Source organism: Paenibacillus hamazuiensis (assembly GCF_023276405.1).
GTDB classification, from domain to species: domain Bacteria; phylum Bacillota; class Bacilli; order Paenibacillales; family NBRC-103111; genus Paenibacillus_AF; species Paenibacillus_AF hamazuiensis.
Window position 1 is genome coordinate 3962571 of record NZ_JALRMO010000001.1, and the last position, 15478, is coordinate 3978048.

General features: G+C 53.8%; 17 protein-coding genes. 6 read left to right on the forward strand and 11 right to left on the reverse strand.

What is annotated here, in order from left to right:
• Nucleotides 1-50 precede the first annotated feature (50 nt).
• From MYS68_RS17345 to MYS68_RS17360, 4 genes are all read right to left on the reverse strand, one after another.
• Nucleotides 51-1691 carry a DUF5605 domain-containing protein gene (locus MYS68_RS17345; protein WP_420852133.1) on the reverse strand — a complete coding sequence of 547 codons (1641 nt, stop codon included), beginning with the start codon at nt 1689-1691 and terminating at the stop codon, nt 51-53.
• A 335-nt stretch (nt 1692-2026) separates the two neighbouring features.
• Nucleotides 2027-2869 carry a carbohydrate ABC transporter permease gene (locus MYS68_RS17350; RefSeq protein WP_248927041.1) on the reverse strand — a complete coding sequence of 281 codons (843 nt, stop codon included), beginning with the start codon at nt 2867-2869 and terminating at the stop codon, nt 2027-2029.
• 1 nt (nt 2870) lies between these two features.
• On the reverse strand, nt 2871-3818 hold the full coding sequence (locus MYS68_RS17355; protein ID WP_248927042.1) for a carbohydrate ABC transporter permease: 948 nt from the start codon (nt 3816-3818) through the stop codon (nt 2871-2873).
• Between the two features lie 99 nt (nt 3819-3917).
• Nucleotides 3918-5234 carry an ABC transporter substrate-binding protein gene (locus tag MYS68_RS17360; RefSeq protein WP_248927043.1) on the reverse strand — a complete coding sequence of 439 codons (1317 nt, stop codon included), beginning with the start codon at nt 5232-5234 and terminating at the stop codon, nt 3918-3920.
• A gap of 375 nt (nt 5235-5609) precedes the next feature.
• Here MYS68_RS17360 and MYS68_RS17365 point away from each other — a divergent pair, with 375 nt between their 5' ends.
• The gene (locus MYS68_RS17365; RefSeq protein WP_248927044.1) at nt 5610-6665 is read left to right on the forward strand and encodes a substrate-binding domain-containing protein; all 1056 of its coding nucleotides are present in this window, start codon (nt 5610-5612) and stop codon (nt 6663-6665) included.
• A gap of 280 nt (nt 6666-6945) precedes the next feature.
• Here MYS68_RS17365 and MYS68_RS17370 read toward each other — a convergent pair whose 3' ends face one another.
• The 4 genes from MYS68_RS17370 to rbsK form a co-directional block, all read right to left on the reverse strand.
• Complete coding sequence (locus MYS68_RS17370; RefSeq protein WP_248927045.1) at nt 6946-7749, reverse strand: aminoglycoside phosphotransferase family protein; 804 nt, start codon at nt 7747-7749, stop codon at nt 6946-6948.
• 251 nt (nt 7750-8000) lie between these two features.
• Entirely contained in the window at nt 8001-9191 is a 1191-nt protein-coding gene (locus tag MYS68_RS17375) for a cytochrome P450 (protein ID WP_248927046.1), read from the reverse strand.
• A gap of 74 nt (nt 9192-9265) precedes the next feature.
• The gene (locus tag MYS68_RS39095; protein WP_420852134.1) at nt 9266-9727 is read right to left on the reverse strand and encodes a CBO0543 family protein; all 462 of its coding nucleotides are present in this window, start codon (nt 9725-9727) and stop codon (nt 9266-9268) included.
• Between the two features lie 190 nt (nt 9728-9917).
• Nucleotides 9918-10835, reverse strand: a complete 918-nt coding sequence (rbsK, locus tag MYS68_RS17380; RefSeq protein WP_248927047.1) for a ribokinase — start codon at nt 10833-10835, stop codon at nt 9918-9920.
• 491 nt (nt 10836-11326) lie between these two features.
• Between rbsK and MYS68_RS17385 the strand changes: the two genes are divergently transcribed.
• The gene (locus MYS68_RS17385; RefSeq protein ID WP_248927048.1) at nt 11327-11539 is read left to right on the forward strand and encodes a hypothetical protein; all 213 of its coding nucleotides are present in this window, start codon (nt 11327-11329) and stop codon (nt 11537-11539) included.
• A 79-nt stretch (nt 11540-11618) separates the two neighbouring features.
• Here the strand turns inward: MYS68_RS17385 and MYS68_RS17390 are convergent, their stop codons facing one another.
• On the reverse strand, nt 11619-11804 hold the full coding sequence (locus tag MYS68_RS17390) for a GapA-binding peptide SR1P (protein WP_248927049.1): 186 nt from the start codon (nt 11802-11804) through the stop codon (nt 11619-11621).
• A gap of 220 nt (nt 11805-12024) precedes the next feature.
• Between MYS68_RS17390 and MYS68_RS17395 the strand changes: the two genes are divergently transcribed.
• Complete coding sequence (locus MYS68_RS17395) at nt 12025-12948, forward strand: AEC family transporter (protein ID WP_248927050.1); 924 nt, start codon at nt 12025-12027, stop codon at nt 12946-12948.
• On the opposite strand, the gene MYS68_RS17400 is transcribed toward MYS68_RS17395, so the two are convergent.
• On the reverse strand, nt 12929-13651 hold the full coding sequence (locus MYS68_RS17400; protein ID WP_248927051.1) for a cyclase family protein: 723 nt from the start codon (nt 13649-13651) through the stop codon (nt 12929-12931). The genes MYS68_RS17395 and MYS68_RS17400 overlap by 20 nt on opposite strands.
• Before the next feature lie 24 nt (nt 13652-13675).
• Nucleotides 13676-14077: a YkvA family protein gene (locus MYS68_RS17405; RefSeq protein WP_248927052.1), complete on the reverse strand. Its 402-nt coding sequence runs from the start codon at nt 14075-14077 to the stop codon at nt 13676-13678.
• A gap of 39 nt (nt 14078-14116) precedes the next feature.
• Between MYS68_RS17405 and MYS68_RS17410 the strand changes: the two genes are divergently transcribed.
• The 3 genes from MYS68_RS17410 to MYS68_RS17420 all read left to right on the forward strand — a co-directional run bounded on the left by MYS68_RS17410 (nt 14117) and on the right by MYS68_RS17420 (nt 15454).
• Nucleotides 14117-14359 (forward strand): hypothetical protein, encoded by a 243-nt coding sequence (locus tag MYS68_RS17410; RefSeq protein WP_248927053.1) that lies wholly within the window; start codon nt 14117-14119, stop codon nt 14357-14359.
• A gap of 88 nt (nt 14360-14447) precedes the next feature.
• Nucleotides 14448-14921 carry a hypothetical protein gene (locus tag MYS68_RS17415; RefSeq protein ID WP_248927054.1) on the forward strand — a complete coding sequence of 158 codons (474 nt, stop codon included), beginning with the start codon at nt 14448-14450 and terminating at the stop codon, nt 14919-14921.
• Nucleotides 14918-15454 (forward strand): hypothetical protein, encoded by a 537-nt coding sequence (locus MYS68_RS17420; RefSeq protein WP_248927055.1) that lies wholly within the window; start codon nt 14918-14920, stop codon nt 15452-15454. Before MYS68_RS17415 ends, MYS68_RS17420 begins: the two co-directional genes overlap by 4 nt.
• Nucleotides 15455-15478: the final 24 nt, after the last annotated feature.

Consider the following 15478-nt stretch of genomic DNA (forward strand, 5'->3'; position numbering starts at 1 on the left):
TCCTCCCGATATTTTTTTGCCGGTCCATCCGGCATCGTATTGCCTCACCGTCAAACGGCACGCGCTCTGATCGCGATGTACGGCCTTCCCGGCATATCGACTCGGGTTAGCCCTTCGCATTCGCTGCCCAGCGTCGTGACCGTCATGTTCCACGTATCGATGATGTCCACTTGAAATTTCTTACCTTCGGGGAGCGGCAGCTCCCTGTACGCCGGCCTGTGTATGCCGAAATATTGCAAATAATACTCTCCTTCGGTCCCGATCGTCGGCGCGTCGCGGAAGCTTTCGAGCGGCCCCGCCGACTCCGGCATCTCCTCAAAGATTCGCCTGAGAAAAGCGATCCTCTCCGGGCTCTCGCCGTACAGCTTCCCGCCCTTGGACCACCAAACCACCTCCTCCGGGTTCAAAAACGTTTCGCCATGACCGACATAACCGCCCCGCGCGAAGCCGTCCCAGAAACGCGCCGTCATGTCCTCGCCCGTAATATTGCCCCAGCGCTGCGGCAGGTTTCCCTCATAGCAGCACTCATCGACGACGACCGGCTTGCGGTACGTTTTGCGCCAGGCGGTGACGCTTTGCAGCTCCCAGTACTGCATGCTCACATGCGTGACCCACGGCTTGCTGTGATCATAGATGACAAGGGTCGTCGGATCGTACATTTTCGTCCCGTTATGGATTGAGCGCAAGTGCCCGTAAGGGTCGTTCGTCTGCACAATGCGGAAAAAGCGGTCCCAGTCGTCCATCCTTTTCTCCGTCATGAAGTCGAATTCGTTTGCGAGCGACCACCATACATTGCGGAATGCCCCCAGCCGGGCGATCGTGTAACGCAGGTAAAACTCGTCCGTCTCCGCATCCATCCGGTCGAAACCCCAATGCCCTTTGTCATACGGGTGAAAAAGGATCAGATCCGCTTCGACGCCAAGCCGCTGCAAGTCGAGGATGCGCCGCTCCAGATTCGCCCAATACGCCGGGTTAAAGCGGGTCAGGTCAAAGCCTTCCTCGCGGGAGCCGGCGAACGGGAAATGCTCCGGCTCGTTTGTATTGAAGCTGTACCTTTTCGGGAACACGCACATCCGGATTTTGTTAAAAGGCGCTGCCGCCAGCGTCTGCAGCGTCGTCTCCTGCAGAGCCGGCTCCTGATGCGTCCAGACGTAACACGTCGTGCCGACCGGCACGTACGCCGTCCCGTCTTCGTAGACGAATCGCCGCTCGTCGCGGACGCGGACCGGCCCATGGTTTCCCGCCGAAGCCGGGACGCACTCGAAGCGCCCGGATGCGCCGGCAATCGGACCGGTCACGTCTCCCGCGGTGCTGCGGGCCGATCCGGCTGCGCCATCCTGCGAACCGGCCGGACTTGCGGTTCCGACGGGCGTCGGCCCGGAATTACTTGCGCCCGATTCGGCGGCATTGAGTCCGGTTTTGCCGCCTTCCAGTCCGCTGCCGGCTCCGCTCACCGGATTTGCCCGAAGCTCCGCCGAATATGTCCACTCCCCTACCGTGTCCGGCATGAAGCGGATTTTATAGACGCCGTTTCCGTCGTAAAAGCCGGCGACCTTCACCGTGCGGTGCCCGTACCGAAACTCGGCCGCCGCATGCACGTCCTTATACGGATTGCCGGAGTCCGGCCCGGTCAGGCTGATCTCAAAAAGCCCCCACCGCTCGATTCGATCTGTCTGCTGCTCCGTTGTCATCGACATCACTCCGCTTAGTTAGATTTATTTAGCTGCGGCGCGGTGAGAGCGGGGCTTCCCGACTCGCCTAACCTTCTGGCATGACGGTTTTATCCGCCCCGGTTACCGTCGCCGTTCTTAAAGCACCACCATATCCGACTGTTAGCCGGTTTTTCCGCCTCTCGGCCCTCCCCTGCGCTCGGTCGGCATGCTGTTAGGCGGTTTTACCCGCTCTCGGGCGCCCACAGGCCTCTTCCCGCAGCTCCAACCGGCCTGACAGCCGGTTTTTCCGCCTCTCGGCCCTCTCCTGCGCTCGGTCGGCACGCTGTTAGGCGGTTTTACCCGCTCTCGGCTGCCTACCCCTTGATCCCCGAGGTGGAGATACCTTCGACGAAATATTTTTGGCAGCTGAAAAAGATCACGAGGCTCGGCACCAGCGACAGCACCGACATCGCAAACAGCGCGCCCCAGTTGGAATCTCCCGACGAGTCCATGAACAAGCGCAGCCCGAGCGGGATCGTATACAGCTTCGCCGTGTTCAAATATAGCAGTTGGCTGAAAAAGTCGTCCCACGTCCAGATGAACGTGAAGATCGCGGTCGTAATCAGCGCCGGCACGGCGAGCGGCAATATGATCCGCCAGTAAATCTGCGCTTGCCCGCAGCCGTCGATCGTCGCCGATTCATCCAGCTCCTTCGGCAAACCGCGGATGAACTGCACCATCAGGAAGATGAAAAACGCATCCGTCGCCAGCCACTTCGGCACCGTAAGCGGGTAATACGTATCGATCCAGTTAAACTGCTTGAACAGGATGTACTGCGGAATAATCGTCACATGGTGCGGAAGCATGATCGTCAGCAGCATGATCGAGAACCACAGCTTTTTCAGACTGAAATCCAGCCGTCCGAACGCGTATGCCGCCAGCGAGCACGACAGCAGATTGCCGAGAACGCAAAGCGACGCGACAATAAACGAATTGACGAAAAAGGTGGAAAACTTCACCCGCGAAATGCCGGCCCATCCCTTGATGTAGTTGCCCAGCGTCACTTCCTTCGGCCATAAGCTCAAATCGGTAAAGATCAGATTGGAAGGCTTGAAGGAGCTGGAGATGAGCCACAGGATCGGATACAGCATAAGCAGGCCGACGATTATAATGATGGCGTGCAGTAAAAGACGATTCAGTGCGTTAGCTTGCGCCATCTCATTTCCCCCCGTCCCCGTAGTGCACCCAATATTTGGAGGATGCGAAAATAACAGCCGTAAACACGCCGATGATAAGCAGCAGCACCCAAGCCATCGCCGAAGCGTAGCCCATCTCGTAAAAGGCGAATCCCTTCAAATACAGATACAGCGTGTAAAAGAGCGTCGAATCGATCGGACCGCCCTGCCCGCCGCTGATGATGAACGATTGCGTAAACGCCTGGAATGCGCCGATGAGCTGGATAACCAGGTTGAAAAAGATAACCGGCGTCAAAAGCGGAATCGTAATGAAGAAAAACTGCTTGATTTTGCTCGCCCCGTCAACTTGGGCCGCCTCATAAAAGTCCTGCGGAATTTGCTTCAGCCCGGCCAAAAAAATGATCATCGAAGAGCCGAACTGCCAAACCGACAAAGCGACGATCGAATACAGCGCATATTTCGGATTGGCGATCCAGTCCGGAGCATGAATGCCGAATTTGAGCAAAAACTGGTTGACGATGCCGGAGGCGCCGAATATTTTCCGCCATAATACGGCGATCGCCACGCTGCCGCCGAGCAGCGTCGGGAGATAATACAGCGTCCGGTAAAAGCCCAGGCCCCGCAGACCGCGGTTCATGAGGGCAGCGACCAGCAGCGCGAAAATGAGCTTTAGCGGCACCGACGTAAACACGTAGGTGAACGTGACCTTGAGCGAAGTGAAATAACGCGGATCCGCGGTGAACATCGTCTTGTAATTTTCCAAACCGACGAATTTGGGCGGCGAGATGAGATCAAACTTCGTCAGAGAATAATAGAACGAGTTGACCATCGGGCCGAGCGTGAGCACGAACAGGCCGACGAGCCAAGGCAGAAGAAACAAGTATGCGACGCGGTTTTTTTTCCATAGCTTGACGAGATAAGTGCGGGCCGTCCCGGATTTTCCGCTGCGCGCGGCGGTAACGGAATTCATGCAAACCCCTTCTTTCGCTGCCGGATATTTGTGCGATTCTTAAGACACGGACCCGAATGAAATCATCCGAGTCCGGGTTCTGAGGCTTTCAGGCATGTATTATTTTTTGCCGATGACCTTTTCCGCGGTTTGGAAAAGCTCCTGGGAAGCGTTCGGAATCGTATCTTTGCCGAACGCGATTTTTTGACTGAGCGTTTTGATCGACGATTCGAATTCTTTCCCGTTCGGAATTTCGCGGTCGACGGTGCGGGCATTTTTTGCCACCAGATCGACGTAATCGTAAATTTTCTTGTCGATCGGGGTTGCCTGCGCCTTCAGCGCCTCGCGCACCTTGGACGAGCCGGGGACGCCGCGCTCGCTGCCGAGAATCATCGTCGCTTCCGGATCGTTCACCATAAAACTGATGAACGCCGCCGCTTCCTTCGGATGTTTCGTATTGGCGTTGACGGACATGAATTGGCTCGGCTGCAGCCACAGCCCTTGCGCGGAACCGGAACCGCCGCTCGGAGGCATGACGATATTGATTTCGTCCTTCATGTTTTTCTGGTAGGCATTCACCTGGTTCGACCAGATCAGATGCATGGCGGTTTTGCCTTCGACAAAAGAGGAGTTGTCAGGCTGCTCGGTATAACCCGCGGTGAATTCCGCCGGAGGCACGCTGCCCGCCTTGCGGAAGTTATCCCACATCGTGAACCATTTCTCGATATCCTCTTTGCCGAGGCCGACCTTGCCGTCCTTGTACAGTGTCTTGTTGCTTTGTCGCGCGAAATAGTTGAGGTACAGAGGCAATGCGGATTCGTCGGTGGCGCCGTAATTCCCTTTGCCGAGCGCCTTGGTCAAATCGGCGGCATATTTGCCGAACTCGTCCCAGGTCCAATTGCCGGTCGGCGGCTGCATCCCCGCTTTTTTGATCAGCTCGGTATTATAAGCGATGCCGAATGCGTTCGAGCCGAGGTTGATGCCGTACAGCTTGCCGTTCAAATCGCCCGAATCGACCGTTGCCTTGTCGAAATTGTCCACATTGATCTCTTTGCCGAGATAAGGCCGGAGGTCCAGCAGAGCGTTTCTCGCCACGTAGTCGGGATAGTTGTTGCCGAGCTGGATCAGATCCGGCGCGTTGCCTCCGGCGATCTGCGTGTTCAGCTTATCCCAGTAGCCGTCGCTGCCCAAATATTCCGCGCTGATCTTGATGTTCGGGTTCTTCTTCTCAAACAAATCGATCACCTTCAGCGTGGCGTCGTGGCGTACCTGCGAGCCCCACCACATGATACGCAGCTCGACATTCTGGTTGCCGTTCTTCCCGCCGTCCGCCCCCTTGCTGTCCGCCGGCGCACCGCCGCCCGGCGAGCACGCCGCCAGCATAGCTGCCAGCGAAACGATCGTCCCCAGCTTAAATCCAAATTTCCCCCTAATCATGTATACCGCCTCCCATTTTTGTTTAGTAAACTTGTTTTGCGGTTATGGATTTAACTTGAAAACGCTGTCATTTTGCTCAGTTTTTCCTCCCTTCGCTGTGACCCTCCCTGTTTTCAGCATTTTAATTAACGCAATCGAATTTGGGCGATAACGGATATAGTTCCCCCGCTCAACCAAATAATAGCACCGCCAAACTAAACCGTCAACCTATTTTTAGTAAACTATTCTAAATTTAATATGGTTATAAGCTAAATATATTCTTGAAATCGCTTAATATCCATAAAAATTAATTGTTGCATTATAAATTAGCAGCATTTAAACTAAACTTGTTTAGTTGTTATTTTGTAGATGCTGCTAAAGGAGCGGATGAACATCATGAAAATGGAGGATGTCGCCCGATTGGCCGGGGTGTCCAAATCGTCCGTTTCTCTCGCGATCAGCGGGAAACCCGGGATCAGCCAGGAAACGCGGCTTAAAATATTGGAGATTGTGAAGGAAAGCGGCTACTTGCCGAGAGGATCGGTCAAACCGGAAAAAACGTATGGCATTTCACATACGCTGCGTTTTGTCGCCTGCGTCAATTCCGGCATTGTTTTGGAGCAATATTCGTCCCAGCCTTTTTTCATGGAGCTAATCCATGATATCGAGGAGCAGTGCCGGGTTCGGGGGTACTCCCTGTTTTTCTCTTCGGTGCCGATGGACCGTTTCGAACATGCCATATCCGCGCTGGAGGCGGAGCATGAATCGAACGGCATGATTTTGCTCGGCACGAATTTGACCCGCGAGCAAATCAGCCATGTCGCGCAAAAACAGCCGAATCTCGTCGTGCTCGATACATGCTTTGAAACGCTCAATGTAAACTTCATCGTCATGAACAACGTCATGGGCGCTTATCAAGCCGGACGCCACCTGCTGGACGGCGGTCATCGAAGAATCGGCTACGTGCAGTCGCATTCGCGCATGTACAACTTCGACTGCCGCAAAAAAGGCTTTATGCAGGCGCTCGCCGAGGACGGCCTGTCGGTCGGTGACAGGCATATTTTTTCCGTCTCCCCCGTCACCATTGCTTCCCAGGAGGAGTTCAAACGCAGCATAGCCGGGCTCACAGGCCCTCTGCCGACGGCACTGTTCTGCGAGTGCGACTACATCGCCATCAGCGTCATCAAATCGCTCGCCGAGCTTGGCATCCGCGTGCCGGAGGACATCTCCGTCATCGGCTTCGACAATATCCAGGAATCGATGATCGTCACGCCCGAACTGACAACCGTTCACGTGGAAAAAGCAAAAATCGCCGAGCTTGCCGTCTCCAACCTGCTCGCCATGATCGAAAACCGCGGTACGGTCAGGACGAAATCGTTCATCGATACGCAGCTCGTCGTGCGAAATTCGAGCCGTGGGATCGAGGGCGCTCTATTACCGCAGCAGCAATAATAAGCACATTTGAAAAACAGAGGAACTGAGGTGCGCTAATCGGTGGAAATGAGCATACCCGAAAAAATAGAGGAACTCAGATGCGCTAAAACGGCGAAAAATGGCATGAGGAGGAGAAAAACATGCAAATAACGCATCTGAGTTCCTTTATTCTTGGCAAATCACCGGAAATGAGCATTTTAGCGCACTGTAGTTCCTTTATGAACCTGATGAGCGAGAGAACGTGGGTTGAGCATACCCGGGGTCCTTTACGAACCCGGTTGTAGGCCGAAGCAACCTGCTAAGCCAGCGCTTGCAGCAAAAGGGTGCGGTGCCGCAGTATCCAAGCTGCTGCCCGCGCTCTCCAGGCCAGCCCCCAGAGCGGGCCGCGGCTTTCCGGAGTGGCCCGCAGCTCTACCGCCTCTTCCGCCGTCTCGCGGACGACGACTTCGAGAATAAGCTCGTACAACTTGCGCCGCTGCAGGGAACTCGCTCCGTACGCGTCCGCAAGCAGGCGAACCTGCCGGGCTCTTACGTCCGGGGAGGGCAGACCGACCATCTCCGCGACATCGTCGTCATGAAGCTGGGGAAAAAGCCAGCATACTCTCGCAAGCTCCGCCAGCGGATCGACCGGACCGGCATATTCCCAATCGATCAGCGCAAACGGCATCCCTTTTTGCGTCACCATATTCCATGGCGCCACATCGCCGTGGCTGAACACCCGCTTGGAATCCCCCGGCTCCCGCAAAAACCACGGCTTCCACACCGCATCCGCCGCAGGTGCGAACGAAGCGGATGCATCATGGAGCCGGCGCAGCATCTTGCCGACCTCCACGATCCCTTCGTCGCTCCAAGGACCGGGATGTACGAACTCCCCTTCCATATAACTCACCGTTTCGCGGCCTTCGTTATCCAGACCCGAGCCGATGACGGCCGGCACGAATTCGATTCCCGCTTTCCGCAAATGCCGCAATAACGAATGTACATGGGGAGTCCACGGTCCCGACGGCCGGAGCACGACGCCGTCCTTTCGTATCACCGACTTCCCGGAGGAAAGCACGATGGCATCGTTCCTGCCTGAATGCTCATGATCTTGATCCGCCATATTGATACCCCTTTCCAATAGCTCGCGCTTCTTCCGGCGCGAGTTATCGCATTGCACGACGGTGGACAGACCCGTCGAGAGGGAAGCTGCAGTTTACCGGGCCGTCGATGCACCTTCCCCCGCCTTGGATTTTGCCCGAATCGTTTGAACATGGCTTTCCATAAGCATCGCCTCCCTTTATATGCTACTGCCAGCATATCATCGTTCGCCGCTTATCGTCGGGGAAAAATTAACTCTCAACCGTTCTTAACCTACATTCCCGGTTTCCAGGTTACAGGGTAATTTTTGACGCCGAATACAAACGAGCTCGGTATCGGAACGAGCGGTTGGCCGGGTACGAGCGCTATCTCTTTATAACGCTCAAGCAGCATCCGCAGGGCGATTTTGCCTTCCAGCCGCGCGAGCGGCGCACCGAGGCAAAAATGAATGCCGAAGCCGAATGACATATGGGGGTTCGGCTTGCGGCGCATGTCGAAGCGTCCCGGCTCCGTAAACTTCGCTTCGTCGCGGTTGGCCGCCCCGACCCAGGAAATGACCTGCTCGCCCTCTCTGACCGTATGCGCACCGATTTCGACATCCCGGGTGGCGACGCGGCCGATGGCCACAATCGGCGGATAATACCGCAGCGATTCCTCGATGAATCCCGGAATCAGCTCCGGGTCGCCGGAAAGCTCTTCCTGCAGGGCCGGCTGCTCCGTCAGGATGCGCACGGAGTTCGTGATCAGATTGGTCGTCGTTTCGTTTCCCGCGGCCAAAAGCAGGATGCAGAAGCTGATCACCTCGGTCTCCGTCAGCTTTTCTCCGTTAATTTCAGCCGCAATAAGCGCCGAAATCAAATCTTCCTGCGGGCGTTTGGAGCGGATTTCGAGTATTTTTTTGAAATAGCCGAAAAGCTCCTGAACGGTTTGCATCCGCTTTTCCGAAATTTTCTGAAACGCTTCATCCGATAAATCCTCCGCCCCTTCGACCAGCACGTCCGACCATCTCTTGAAAAACGCGCGGTCTTCCGCCGGAACGCCAAGAAGCTCCGCGATGACGATGACCGGCAGAGGCGTAGCAAACCCGCCGACGAGTTCGATTTCCCCGCCGGCTTGCTCCAGCAGCTCCTCCGCGATCGACCGGATGCGGGGCTCCAGCTCCTGAATCGCCCGCGGCGTAAACGCCTTGTTTACCAAATCACGCATCTGCGTATGCTTCGGCGGATCCATAAACAGCATATTTTGTCCGGCGTTCATGCCCCTGGCGGAGGAAAACGTTCCCGGATCTTTCAGTACCCGGTGCACGTCTTCGTATGAAAAAATATCCCAGCACTCTCTCGAGGCATCGTAGCGAACCGGGGTTTCTTTTTGCAGCTTCGATAATATGTCAAAAGGGTACAGCCGTTTTTCCGCAGAATCGAGCTCGGTCATGCTCAGCATATTGGCATATTTGGTCGTCTTCATAAGTCGGATACTTCCTCCTTCCGGCGATTATGAGGTAATTTTGACCGAATGGAGGAAAATTATTCTGCAGCACTTTATTTGATCCCGGATAACGGGATTTTACAAATGATAATCAAAGCAGCGACCTCAATCATAAAAAGGATGTAGGCCAGAAGCGGCTTCGAATAATGTATTCTTAATACCGAAAACATCCCTAAATTGACAAATAATGATTTCCAAATGTTCCAATTGTTATAATAATGTATGTTGCCGCAGTAATATTCAATCAGCTCTACAAGCGTAAATACGGAAGCGCAAAAGGATATGTACAATATTCGATAGATAACCTTTTTGGCGTTAGGGTAAAACCTCATCAACAAAAAAACGGTGGGCGGGTAAACAACAACATTAAGATAAGTATCGTTGATTAAATGTCCGCCTAACTCCGAGCTCAAATCCCATAAAGGAAAGTTATAAGTGATAAGGGTAACCAAATAATTTCCGGCAATCATGAATAACAGCGTTGCGTGCGTTTTTTTTCCATACGGACGCATCATTGAAATATAACGCCGCCAACCAAAATAAAAAGCTGAACACAACCCGCATCATGAGGACCACCCCCTTTAACGTTTACAATTTTCCCCATGAACTAACATCTCCATTCTTTATCTAAAAAAAAAAAGCGATGAGGCGCAGCAGACACGTTCGCTACTATGCGAAGTGCCGCTGCGCCTCAAAAGGTATGTACTATTGATTTTGCTGCAAAAACCGCTCGATCTCATCTGCGTCCGGTATCGATTCCTGCGCCCCTTTCCGCGTCACGGTCAGCGCAGCGGCGGCGGAGGCGAAGACAAGCGCGTCGCGAACCGCTTTCCCCGCCGCAAGCGATGCGGCAAAGGCGCCGATAAACGTATCGCCGGCCGCCGTCGTATCGACCGCCTGCACCCGGAACGCCGGCGTAAAGATGCGCTCTCCCTGTTTGTTCATATACAGCGAGCCTTCCGCTCCTAGCGTGATGATAACTTCACCGACTCCGGAAGCAATCAACTGCTCCGCGGCCCTCTCCGCCTCGTCCGGCCGCTCGGCGCGAAGGCCCGTCACCTGTTCGGCTTCCGATTGATTCAGCACCAGCGTGCCGATATACGGCAGCATATCCGCCGGGAGCGACATCGCCGGAGCCGGATTGAAAATGACGCGAACGCCCCGCTCTTTCGCTTTGTGCATCGCTTCGCGGTTCGTCTCCCACGGGATTTCGTTCTGCAGCAAAATCGCAAGCAATTCGGGCCGCTCCCAAACCGGCGCCAAATCTTCGGGCGTAAGCGCCCCGTTGGCTCCTTCCGCCAGTATAATGTTGTTTTCCCCGGACTCGTCCACAGTGATGAAGGCGAGCCCCGACGTGCCCTCCTTGCGCAGCACGAAGCCGGTATCGACTCCGCTCGCCCGCAGCGATGCGACCAGCTCCGAGGCGAACGCATCGCTCCCGACGGCGCCGGCCATCGCGACGCGCGCTCCCGAACGCGCCGCGGCCACAGCCTGGTTCGCTCCCTTGCCTCCCGGCATGTACGCCGTCGAAAAGCTTTTAATCGTCTCCCCCGGAACGGGGTGCTTTTTCACGCGATTGATGACATCCATATTGATGCTGCCGATGATTACAATTTGCTTCATTACTTCCGCCTCGCTCTCATTGGGTGAAATCCGGTGCCGCATCCGACAGTTCCATTGTTCCACCCGCAGAAAGCTGTGTCAAGGATAGGCATCGTTTACTAAAACTTCTCGGCCATCCAGGCCAGCTGTCCGGCCGGAGAGTCGGCAAGCGCATAGGACAAAGTCTGCGGACGGGTCGACTGCTGCCTGCTATACCCGGCAGGCATAGCGCGGTAGCACGCCTCTTTCTCGACCCTGTCTTTGTCCTCCTCGGATAAAACGTTCAGATCGAAATCAAGTCAACTAAAATAAAATCCGAACCATAATCGCTGAACAAATGCGGGAATAGAGTGAATCATACGGTATAGACTGCCAATTAGGTTTCCGAAACAGGCAATATAAAACGCATCTTTTTGCCACATGCCAAGGTAATTAATGCATACTATTTAAATATATTGTATACTAATAAAGTTGCTATTTTCACCCTGACCATTATTATGAAGAAAGGATCGATGCATAACATGCAAACTGCCTCCGCATTACCCGCCATGGAGAAAAATCAGCATGACCCGGCGGCTGACGATCAGGACTCGGACCCTAATAACCGGGCATGCCCGAGGTGCTGCGCCTTTACCGCGAATATGCTGAGCCGCGGCGAGGTTTGCCCGGCGTGCCTGGACGAGCTCGAATTCGGTTATCCTTCTTTCCCCGCGTACGCGATGTAGTAACAAAAAAAGCCGCGAAGCAGCGGCTTTTTCTTCATACAAAAAGGCGGCTCACGCGAGCCGCCTTTTGTACGTAATCCTAATGATTTTTATGATTGCTCTCTTTGCAAGCGCCGTCCTTGCATTCGCCGTATATTTTCGTAACGCCGTTCGTCGGTATCGTGGTTAGAACTTGATTGCACCACTTGCAAATGACAACGCCCAAATCGAGCTTTTGCACGTTTCCCGTCTCATTGCTTGCCGATAATTCGCCGGAAATGATCATACCGGATTCGCTCCTTTATAATATGGTATGTCATAAATATAAATTACCGACATTTAAAACGCAATATATAATTTTAAATTCCACATTTAATACACATCAAAACATAACGTCACTCATAGGCATTATCGATAAACCGATAGCTTTTTCATCTTGGACCAAACGTTCCTCTTTTGATAATCTAAAAAAGATATCTGCGCTGATTGCGGAAAGGATTTTACCGATGATCCAGACGGTCCTCGCCACTTTGTACCAGGTGTTCGTTCCCATTTCCATCCCGGTCATCGTTGGCATTTTGCTAAAGCGGTACCAAAAACTCGATACCAAACCGCTGCTGACGTTGGCCTTGTATTTTTTAAGCCCTGCGCTCATTTTCGAAACGTTGACGAAAGCGGAAATCTCGCTTAACGACGTGTCGCAAACGCTGCTTTTTTGCATATTCAACTTTATCGTGCTTTGGGCCGCCGCCGTTGCGGTTTCCAAAATACTCGGGTTGTCCGCCCCGCAGCTTGCCGGCCTCACCCTCGTTTCGACGTTGACGAACAGCGTCAATTACGGACTCCCGCTCGTGCTGCTCGCTTTCGGCCAACTCGGCCTCGACAAAGCGTCGGTATACGTCATCATCCAAATGATTCTTGTCAACACCGTGGGCATTTACTTGGCCGCCCGTTCGCAATTTGCAATGAAAGACGCCTTCAAATCCGTGTTCCGGCTTCCGTCCATTTATGCGGCGGCGGCGGCCGTGCTCGTACGCATGCTGGACTTTCCCATCCCGGCAACGGTGGACAAAGGGATCGCCATGGTTTCCGGCGCCTATTCGCCCATCGTTCTCTGCGTGCTGGGAGCGCAGATGATCAGTGTGCAGGGCGGCGAGCTGCTTCGCAATGTACAGAAGGCGTTTTGGGCGGGCATCGGCATCAGGCTGCTGCTGTCCCCGCTGCTTGCCGCCATCATTTTGCTCGCGCTGCGCATCCAGGGAACGCTGTTTGCGGTACTGCTTATTTTGGCATCCATGCCGGCAGCGGTAAATGCCGTCATCCTGGCGGAAAAATTCGACGCGTCGCCGAACTTCGTGTCCAAATGCATCCTGTGGACGACATTGGCCTCGTTTCTCCTGCTGCCCGTACTTATCGTGCTCGTGAAATGAAGGCGGCCGCCCGGATCGGCGAACCCGATCCCCCCTTGATTTTCAGAGGAAATCCGATGAAAAGCGACTCACCCAGAATGCGGTCCAGCCCCTTCAAATTTTCAAAAATGTTGATGCCGCTGCCGAGCAGCGCATAATGCGCCGGATTGCCCTTGGACAAGGAGCCGTCGATCGCCAGCGTATCGCAGCCGACCGCCTTGATGCCTTTTGCGGCCAAGTAAGCCGCTGCCTCTCCGTCGATGCCCGGCCAACGATCCGTGTACGCCCTGCTTACGGAGCGCGGGGCCCAGTAACGGTCCCAGCCGAACCGCAGCAGCACGATATCGCCCCCGCCGATTTCGCCGTTCGACTTTTCCCAGGAAATAATCTCTTCCTTGGAAACCAGATCGCCAGCCTCATAATGGCCGAAATCCAGCGTTAGCGCCCTGCCTATGCACCTCTCCAAAGGCGTCTGCGCCATATATTGATGCTGCGGATGGCCTTCCTGCAAAAAATGCCCCGTCGCGTCCATATGCGTGCCGCAATGTTCGCCGATAAGCAGCTGGCATACGAGCGCCGGACTTCCCGTTTCAAACGAATCCCATTTTGAATGTACATACCGGGAATGCGTCGGATATACCGGCATGTCTTCCTCCAGCTCGTGCGACAGATCGACAAGCTCCATTCCGCTCAGCCAGTCGGCCAAACCTTTAAGCGTTTTCATTATATTCACGCCTCCATTGAAAAATTATCGTTTCAGCCAACCGTACAAAAGCTTCCCTATCCATAAGGCGGCTAAAATCCATACTGCAATAAATAACGCGCCGGTGAACCAGTTTTTCGGTTTTCCGTTTTTCCTCAGCTCCTCCGCTTTGACCCTGCAATCTGCGAGGACAGGCTCCGGAATCATTTTGAGCGCCAGCGAGATGCCGAGAGGAACGATGATCAAATCGTCCAAATATCCTAAAACCGGAATGAAGTCGGGAATCAGATCGATTGGACTGAAAGCGTAGGCGACAACGCATACGGCAAATAATTTCGCGTACCGTGGAACTCTCGGGTCTTTGTAGGCCAGGTATAGGACATATATGTTTTGCTTGATGCTTCTTGCCTTGCTCTTCAGCTTGTCCAAAGCGGTTTGTCTCTTCATGCAGTGGTGTCTCCCTTTCCTGTCCAGCCTGCCGCAAACATGAAAGCAAGCAATTTTCGCAGATTCAAAGACAATAAAAACGCCGGGATGTTGTCTACACAAAGAAAAGGCATGATTGCCGATTGCCGGAATCTCTCCGGGCGGATTACCATTATTTTAGCACAGAACGGTGCGGCACAGATCATATCCGAGGTGCTGGGGAGGCCGATTCGCTTCCGGCAGGTCACCGGCGAAGCCTGCAAAGCCGCGATGATGCAGCACGGGATGACATTTTTTACATAAAACTTAACCCTCTTGGAAAAAATGAGCAATATCTATGCCATAACGTCGATTTCGGCTTGTCCGTTTTTGACAGGGGAGGGTTCCGAGCATGGTTGTCGTCATCTTCGTCCTTTTCGCGTGGTTTTGCATCCATGTGCTGATCAGCCTGCCCCGCAAGCTGCCGCTATCCGTCAATTTTCTTTTGTTTATGGCTGCGGAGTGCGTGCTTACCAACAAGCTGACCATTATCGGATACGATCTCCGGTTATTTATAATGAATCAAAATGTCCCCCATTTCATATCGCTCATTATTCATAACGATTTAACCGTCACTTTCGTATTGCTTACCTTTGCCAACGTGTTTTTGACAACAAGAAAAGCCGGCGTGCGCTGGGGAATATCGGTTTATGCGGTTGCCATGCAGCTGATCACCGGTTATGCGCTTCGGCAGTATAACGTCCTGATGGACAATGGCTGGAATTTATTCGACGAGTCCGTGATGATTGCCGCCATGATGGCCTACATCCTGTTGGTCGGTAAAACTTTCCAATGGATGGCAGCCAAGGAAGGCTGGGTGCGATGACCGATAATATCGTTTATGATACTCATTTTAACGGAAACGAGTGGTTGGTTATCGGGCTGACTGTTATCGGACTCGCGGCGATCCGTTTGTTCCCGCGGAGCTTTTCCCCGATGCAGACAACCTTTAATATGCTTATCGGCATCACATTCGGCTTGATCTTCGACCATACGATCGGCATACCGCCGTTTGATCTTTACGATTTCGGCGACCAGGCAAAGTACCAATTTTTTGATATCATTTCCTATGCGATGTATATGCCGTTCGGATATTGGTTTATATTCGGTTACGAGCGGTTTCGAATACGCGGTTTTTCGATCATCCTGTACATCCTCGTTTGGGCGCTGCTCGGGATCTCCCTCGAAACGGTAGGTGTGAAAGTTGGACAGTTTCATTACAAGGACGGCTACCGGCTCGCTTTCTCGTTCCCGATATACCTGCTTCTGCTGAGCGCTCACCTGGGGTTGTACCGGCTGGCCTTTTCACGGGCGCGTCTGCAAAAAAAATCGGCGGTAGCTCCCCTCGAACCAAGATAAAGCGGCAGCCCTCTGCCGAAAAAA

What these genes read in the sequence shown, in the direction of transcription:
- MYS68_RS17385 (WP_248927048.1), top strand. Translation starts at nt 11,327, where the DNA reads ATGCATAACATGCAAACTGCCTCCGCATTACCCGCCATGGAGAAAAAT.
- MYS68_RS17365 (WP_248927044.1), top strand. Translation starts at nt 5,610, where the DNA reads ATGAAAATGGAGGATGTCGCCCGATTGGCCGGGGTGTCCAAATCGTCC.
- MYS68_RS17355 (WP_248927042.1), bottom strand. Translation starts at nt 3,818, where the DNA reads ATGAATTCCGTTACCGCCGCGCGCAGCGGAAAATCCGGGACGGCCCGC.
- MYS68_RS17370 (WP_248927045.1), bottom strand. Translation starts at nt 7,749, where the DNA reads ATGGCGGATCAAGATCATGAGCATTCAGGCAGGAACGATGCCATCGTG.
- MYS68_RS17420 (WP_248927055.1), top strand. Translation starts at nt 14,918, where the DNA reads ATGACCGATAATATCGTTTATGATACTCATTTTAACGGAAACGAGTGG.
- MYS68_RS39095 (WP_420852134.1), bottom strand. Translation starts at nt 9,727, where the DNA reads ATGATGCGTCCGTATGGAAAAAAAACGCACGCAACGCTGTTATTCATG.
- MYS68_RS17360 (WP_248927043.1), bottom strand. Translation starts at nt 5,234, where the DNA reads ATGATTAGGGGGAAATTTGGATTTAAGCTGGGGACGATCGTTTCGCTG.
- MYS68_RS17400 (WP_248927051.1), bottom strand. Translation starts at nt 13,651, where the DNA reads ATGAAAACGCTTAAAGGTTTGGCCGACTGGCTGAGCGGAATGGAGCTT.
- MYS68_RS17405 (WP_248927052.1), bottom strand. Translation starts at nt 14,077, where the DNA reads ATGAAGAGACAAACCGCTTTGGACAAGCTGAAGAGCAAGGCAAGAAGC.
- MYS68_RS17410 (WP_248927053.1), top strand. Translation starts at nt 14,117, where the DNA reads ATGAAAGCAAGCAATTTTCGCAGATTCAAAGACAATAAAAACGCCGGG.
- MYS68_RS17345 (WP_420852133.1), bottom strand. Translation starts at nt 1,691, where the DNA reads ATGACAACGGAGCAGCAGACAGATCGAATCGAGCGGTGGGGGCTTTTT.
- rbsK (WP_248927047.1), bottom strand. Translation starts at nt 10,835, where the DNA reads ATGAAGCAAATTGTAATCATCGGCAGCATCAATATGGATGTCATCAAT.
- MYS68_RS17390 (WP_248927049.1), bottom strand. Translation starts at nt 11,804, where the DNA reads ATGATCATTTCCGGCGAATTATCGGCAAGCAATGAGACGGGAAACGTG.
- MYS68_RS17395 (WP_248927050.1), top strand. Translation starts at nt 12,025, where the DNA reads ATGATCCAGACGGTCCTCGCCACTTTGTACCAGGTGTTCGTTCCCATT.
- MYS68_RS17375 (WP_248927046.1), bottom strand. Translation starts at nt 9,191, where the DNA reads ATGAAGACGACCAAATATGCCAATATGCTGAGCATGACCGAGCTCGAT.
- MYS68_RS17415 (WP_248927054.1), top strand. Translation starts at nt 14,448, where the DNA reads ATGGTTGTCGTCATCTTCGTCCTTTTCGCGTGGTTTTGCATCCATGTG.
- MYS68_RS17350 (WP_248927041.1), bottom strand. Translation starts at nt 2,869, where the DNA reads ATGGCGCAAGCTAACGCACTGAATCGTCTTTTACTGCACGCCATCATT.